Here is a 5,463-nt window from a genome sequence, read left to right as displayed (position 1 = left end):
GTCCTGGGGCGCGGCCACCGGGAGCGACAAGAACGCGGGGGCGGCGCCCGCGCCCCAGGACAGCGGGCGCACGACGGCGTCGGCCGCCGCGTCGCCGCCCGCCTCGTCCGCTCCGGGCCCTTCGGGCTCCTCCGGCGGTACGGCCCCGGTGAACATCACCATCACCATCGTCGCCCTGCGCGACCGCTACTCCGGCCCCTGCCCGCCGCCGGGCGACGCGGCCCCCGCCTTCCAGGCCGCCGTCGCGGTGGACCGCTCCCCCGCCGACGTCACCTACCGCTGGGTGACGGGCAGCGGGAACGTCACGGACGGCGGCTGGCGGACGGCGCGCCTCGGCGCCGGGGAGCGGAGCAAGGTCCTCTCGCACACGGACACGGCGCACCGGGCGGGGGATCCGGAGAAGGACTGGATCGCGCTGGAGGTGAAGGGGGCGGGGGTGTCGCGGCACGTTCCTTTCACGGTGACGTGCCAGAAGGCGTCGTCGCCGGGGAGCGCCTCCCCGTCGGCGTCCGGCTCGGCGAGCCCGTCGGGCTACCCGGGCGGGTACGGCGGTACGAGCGGTTGAGCGCCGGAGGGGCCGGCGTCGCCGGCTCCTCCGGGAGCCGTCACGCCGCCGCGGCGAACACCGGCAGGTAGCCGCCTGACTGGCCCGACGCCGTCGGGTGGTACGACTCGTTCACGGGGAACCGCACGCTGTTCAGCCACGCGCTGCCCGAGCACAGCTCGTGGCCGGTGAACGTGGTCGTGACGTCGCCGTAGGCGAAGCCGTGGTCGGCCGCGCGTTTGGCGGTGACGGAGTTGAGCAGGTCGGCGGCACCGTTGATGGCCTTCCGTTTGGTGTCGCTCAGGCCGACGCACGTCCCGCCGAGGTGGTAGAAGCGCGGGTAGCCGAGGACGACGACCTGGGCCTGGGGCGCGCGGTCGCCGATGGCGGAGTAGACGTCGTCGAGCTTGGCGGGCAGCTCGTCGCGGATGTAGGCGCGGGCCCGGTCGATCCGGCTCAGACAGGCGGAGTCGGTGCCGAGGACGCAGGTGGTCATGGTGTCGGCGAAGCCCGCGTCGTTGCCGCCGACGGTGATGCTGACGAGCCCGGTGGAGCCGTTGAGCGAGCCGAGCTGTTCGCCGATGACATCACCCGTACGGGCGCCGGAGCAGGCGTTGAAGTCGAATCTGGACGGCTTGTGGGCGGCGGCCCAGAGGGCCGCGTAGGCCTTGGTGCTGCGTTTGCAGTCACCGCTGGCGGAGTCGTAGCCCCCGGCGCCGAGACCGGAGGAGTAGGAGTCACCGAGGGCTGTGTAGGCGGGGGTTGACGCGCGTTCGGCAGAGTGCGCGGCGCCGGCCCCGCCGAGGGCGAGGGCGGCGGTGAGGGCCAGCGCGGAGAGGGCGCCCGCGAACCGGGACAGTTTCATGGAATCTCCCTAGCAGGGGTTTCTGCCATCTCCGTGGTAGCAGCGACCCCATGTCGCTGGAAGTGTCCATGCCAAAAATCCGGGCCGGTTGGCCAACGGGTCACCCGGATGGGAGGATCGGGAGCGGAGCCGTCAACCCGCGTTTGCGGACCGTCAGTTGACGCCTGGTCCGACAGTAGGACCACGTCACCCACTGTTCATCTGACGGACAGCCTCCGGTTGTGGCGGTCACGACCGTCGGGGGCTGTTTCGCATGGCCTTCACATCTTGACGGGCCTTTGCCGATTGCGCGACATTGAAGCCCGGCATCCGGCGCTTCGGGGGGCAAAGTCGCCAATGCAGAGCTTTACTGATCTCACCGGACTCGACGACCCGGCGGAACGTGACGGCACGGAGGGAACGGACGGGGGAAGCGGCCGCGACGGGGGTCCGGCCGCCCGGGATTCACTGCCGGTCATGGCGGGCGTGGCAGCGGCCATCGCGGGGGTGGGCGGCGCGCTGGCGCTCGCCGACGTCACCTCGCCGCTGCGCGCCCCGTTCGCGCTGTTCTTCCTCATCGTGGCGCCCGCCTGCGCGGTGGCCGCCCCGCTGCGGGGGCTCGATCCCCTCAGCCGGGCCGTGGTGGCCACCGGCGGGGCGGTCGCGGTCGACCTGCTGGTGGCCCAGACCATGCTCGCGCTCCACGCCTGGACGGTACGGGGCGGCGTGGTCGCGGTGGCGGCCGTCAGCGCGGTCCTCCTGCTCCTCGCGTTCCTGCTGGCACGCGCGCGGCGGCACCGGGGCCGCGCCACGAGAAGTCGGGCTTCGTGACGTGGACATCAGCGTGTACAGGCCCGGCGAGCTCACGGCGGCCGACCGGGCGGTGTGGTCGGCGATGCAGGCGCGGGCCGTCGCGGACGGCTCACCACAGCTCGCGAATCCTTTCCTCGCTCCGGAGTTCGCCCTCGCCATGGGGCGCTGCCGGCGGGGGATCCGGATCGCGGTGGTGCGGGAGGAGGGCGAGCCGGTGGCGTTCTTCCCCTTCCAGCGCACCTCGCTGGGTGTGGGACGGGCCATCGGGCTGGGGGTCTCGGACGCCCAGGGGCTGGTGCACCGCCCTGGCTTCCAGTGGGACACCCGGGAGCTGCTGCTCGCCTGCGGCCTCTCCCTGTGGGAGTTCGACCACCTGGTCGAGGGCCAGAAGCCCTTCGAGGTGGCGGCCTCCGGGTCCTTCGCCTCACCGGTCATCGACGTCGACCAGGGGTACGAGCGGTATCTCGCGGCGCTGCGCAAGCAGTCGCCCAAGTTCACCCGCACCACGCTCGCCAAGGAGCGCCGGCTCGGCCGGGACCTGGGCGAGGTGCGCTACGTCCACGACGAGCGCGACCCGGCGATGCTCCGGGTGCTGACCGGCTGGAAGTCGGCGCAGTACCGAAGAACAGGGCGTGCGGACCGCTTCGCGCGCCCGTGGATAGCCCACCTCGTCGAGCAGCTGTTCCATACGCGCACCGAGTCCTTCGCCGGGCTGCTGTCGGTGCTCTACGCGGCCGGGCGGCCGGTCGCGGCCCACTTCGGGCTGCGCTCGACCACGGTGCTGGCGTGCTGGTTCCCGGCGTACGACCCGGAGTTCAGCCGCTACTCCCCCGGTCTGATACTCCATATGCGGATGGCCGAGGGGGCCGCGGCGCAGGGGCTGGCCTATCTGGACCTGGGGCGGGGCGGCAAGTCCTACAAGGACTCCCTCAAGACCCGCGAGCTCAGCGTCTCCGAGGGCTGGGTGACCCGCCGCCACCCGGTGGCGCTGGGTTACCGGGCCCGGCGCGCGCCGCTGCGGGCGCTGCGCAACACGGTGCTGGCGCGGCCGGAGCTGTTCGAACAGGCCGACCGGCTGCTGAAGCGCATGGGACGGATCCGGGCGGGCGGCTGAGGGAACCGCCCGCCATGGACACGGCGTCAATAGTTAAGTCCCTGCGAATGGTTGCATAGGCGCAAATAACACCAAAGGAGGAGCCTCCGCCCCACCTCTTGCCATACGGACTCAAGCTTCAATACCGTCGTACATCTACCCGCATCGGCCCATCTTCTCTAAGCGGCTCCGGGGAGGGCTTCACAGCGTCGCGATGGTGACCGGCGCGGGGCGCGGCAGGGGGTGCCGCGCTCGGCCGTTCCACCGTGCCGGGTCGCGTTGCCGCGCGGCACGGTGTACTTGCCAACTCGCCCTCTCCGTACGGTGTTTCCTGCCGTTCGGGGCCAGGTCGAGTACCCCCTTTTCGAACCGGACACACGATCGGACCGCTGGGGCAGGCGGTCCACCGGACGAGAGGGAAAGAAACTCATGAGTGCGTTCCTTCGGCCGGCGGCCAGTGAAGAGGATCCGGAGACATCCGGCCGCTATCGGCCGGTGACCTCGCACTTCGCGATAGCGCCACCGGTGAGCGTCGTCATTCCCGCCATGAACGAGGCGGAGAACCTTCCTTACGTCTTCAAGACGCTTCCCGACTGGATTCACGAAGTGGTCCTGGTCGACGGCAACTCCACCGACGACACCGTTCGTGTCGCCCGCGACCTGTATCCGGGCGTCAAGGTCGTCGAGCAACGAGGAAAGGGCAAGGGCGACGCCCTGATCACGGGCTTCGCCGCCTGTTCGGGCGAGATCATCGTCATGGTCGACGCGGACGGCTCGGCCGACGGCGGGGAGATCGTCAGCTATGTCTCCGCGCTGGTGGGCGGCGCCGACTTCGCCAAGGGCTCCCGCTTCGCCAACGGCGGCGGCACCGACGACATGACGCTGATCCGCAAGCTGGGCAACCGGGTGCTGACGTCCATGGTCAACCACAAGTTCGGCGCCCGGTACACCGACCTGTGCTACGGCTACAACGCGTTCTGGAAGCGCTGCCTGGACGAGATCGCCCTGGACTGCGCCGGCTTCGAGGTGGAGACCCTGATGAACATCAGAGTGGTCAAGGCCGGCCTGCGGGTCCAGGAGATTCCCAGCCATGAGTTCGTCCGCATACACGGCACGAGCAATCTGCGCGCCGTGCGCGACGGCATCCGTGTGCTGAAGGTGATCCTCCGTGAGCGCGGCACCGGCCTGCGGTCCCGGCGGCGCCGCCCGCTGGCCCTCGCGCCCGCGGCCAACCGCGGGGAAGTGTCTTGAGCGCAGTGCCCGACGGACGGACCGGCACGCCCGATGTGTCGGTGGTCATCTGCGTGTACACCGAGGACCGCTGGGGCGACATCCTCGCCGCGGTGGCCTCGGTGCGCGACCAGTCCTACCCCGCGCTGGAGACCCTGCTCGTGGTCGACCACAACCCCGCGCTGCTGCGCCGCCTGGCCAAGACCTACGGCGACGACGGCGCGGGGGCGGAAGAGGGCGCCCAGCGGGTACGCGTGCTGGCCAACGCCGGCCCGCGCGGGCTGTCGGCGGGCCGTAACACCGGGGTCGCGGCCGCCTCCGGCGAGGTGATCGCCTTCCTCGACGACGACGCGGTGGCCGAGCGGGACTGGCTGCTGCACTTCGCCGAGGGCTACGCCGATCCCCGGGTGATGGCGGTGGGCGGCCGGACCCAGCCCGTCTGGGCCTCCCGCCGCCGCCCCGCGTGGTTTCCGGAGGAGTTCGACTGGGTGGTCGGGTGCAGCTACCGGGGGCTGCCGCCGGGCAGGGTGGCCGTCCGCAACGTCCTCGGCGGGAACGCCTCGTTCCGGAAATCCGGTCTGGAGGTCGTCGGGGGCTTCGCCAGCGGCATCGGGCGCGACGGCCAACGGCTGCCGCTGGGCGGGGAGGAGACGGAGCTGTGCATCCGGCTCACCCGGGCGCTGCCGGACGCCGTGCTGCTCATCGACGACCGCTCGGTGATCCACCACCGGGTGCCGCCGGCCCGGGAGCGGTTCCGCTACTTCCGCACCCGGGCGTACGCCGAGGGCCTGTCCAAGGCCCTGGTGGCCCGGAGCGTGGGCGCCCGCGAGGGCCTCGCCAGCGAGCGCCGCTACACCACCCGCGTCCTGCCGGCCGGTGTCGCGCGCGGGCTGCGCGACGCGCTGCTGGGCCGGCCGGGCGGCGCGTGGCGGGCCGGGG

The 5,463-nt window shown here is 71.9% G+C and carries 6 protein-coding genes; 5 read left to right on the top strand and 1 reads right to left on the bottom strand.

The window, feature by feature from the left end; all coding sequences use genetic code 11:
* Positions 1-148: 148 nt before the first annotated feature.
* On the top strand, positions 149-565 hold the full coding sequence (locus K6I33_RS31195; RefSeq protein ID WP_229357907.1) for a hypothetical protein: 417 nt from the start codon (positions 149-151) through the stop codon (positions 563-565).
* A 40-nt stretch (positions 566-605) separates the two neighbouring features.
* Here the strand turns inward: K6I33_RS31195 and K6I33_RS31190 are convergent, their stop codons facing one another.
* On the bottom strand, positions 606-1,409 hold the full coding sequence (locus K6I33_RS31190; RefSeq protein ID WP_229357906.1) for an SGNH/GDSL hydrolase family protein: 804 nt from the start codon (positions 1,407-1,409) through the stop codon (positions 606-608).
* A 456-nt stretch (positions 1,410-1,865) separates the two neighbouring features.
* Between K6I33_RS31190 and K6I33_RS31185 the strand changes: the two genes are divergently transcribed.
* The 4 genes from K6I33_RS31185 to K6I33_RS31170 all read left to right on the top strand — a co-directional run.
* Positions 1,866-2,219, top strand: a complete 354-nt coding sequence (locus tag K6I33_RS31185; RefSeq protein ID WP_229357905.1) for a hypothetical protein — start codon at positions 1,866-1,868, stop codon at positions 2,217-2,219.
* A gap of 1 nt (position 2,220) precedes the next feature.
* A complete protein-coding gene (locus K6I33_RS31180) occupies positions 2,221-3,315 on the top strand; it encodes a GNAT family N-acetyltransferase (protein ID WP_229357904.1) in 1,095 nt (364 codons plus the stop codon).
* 408 nt (positions 3,316-3,723) lie between these two features.
* Positions 3,724-4,545, top strand: a complete 822-nt coding sequence (locus K6I33_RS31175; RefSeq protein WP_229357903.1) for a glycosyltransferase family 2 protein — start codon at positions 3,724-3,726, stop codon at positions 4,543-4,545.
* A partial coding sequence (locus K6I33_RS31170) for a glycosyltransferase family 2 protein (RefSeq protein ID WP_229357902.1) occupies positions 4,542-5,463 on the top strand: 922 nt, incomplete at its 3' end. The genes K6I33_RS31175 and K6I33_RS31170, both read left to right, overlap by 4 nt.

Source organism: Streptomyces sp. UNOB3_S3 (assembly GCF_020740895.1).
GTDB lineage: Bacteria > Actinomycetota > Actinomycetes > Streptomycetales > Streptomycetaceae > Streptomyces.
This window is presented reverse-complemented; position numbering and strand designations above follow the sequence as displayed.

Coding starts and splice junctions, on each gene's coding strand:
- K6I33_RS31190 (WP_229357906.1), bottom strand. CDS start 1,409: ATGAAACTGTCCCGGTTCGCGGGCGCCCTCTCCGCGCTGGCCCTCACC.
- K6I33_RS31185 (WP_229357905.1), top strand. CDS start 1,866: ATGGCGGGCGTGGCAGCGGCCATCGCGGGGGTGGGCGGCGCGCTGGCG.
- K6I33_RS31175 (WP_229357903.1), top strand. CDS start 3,724: ATGAGTGCGTTCCTTCGGCCGGCGGCCAGTGAAGAGGATCCGGAGACA.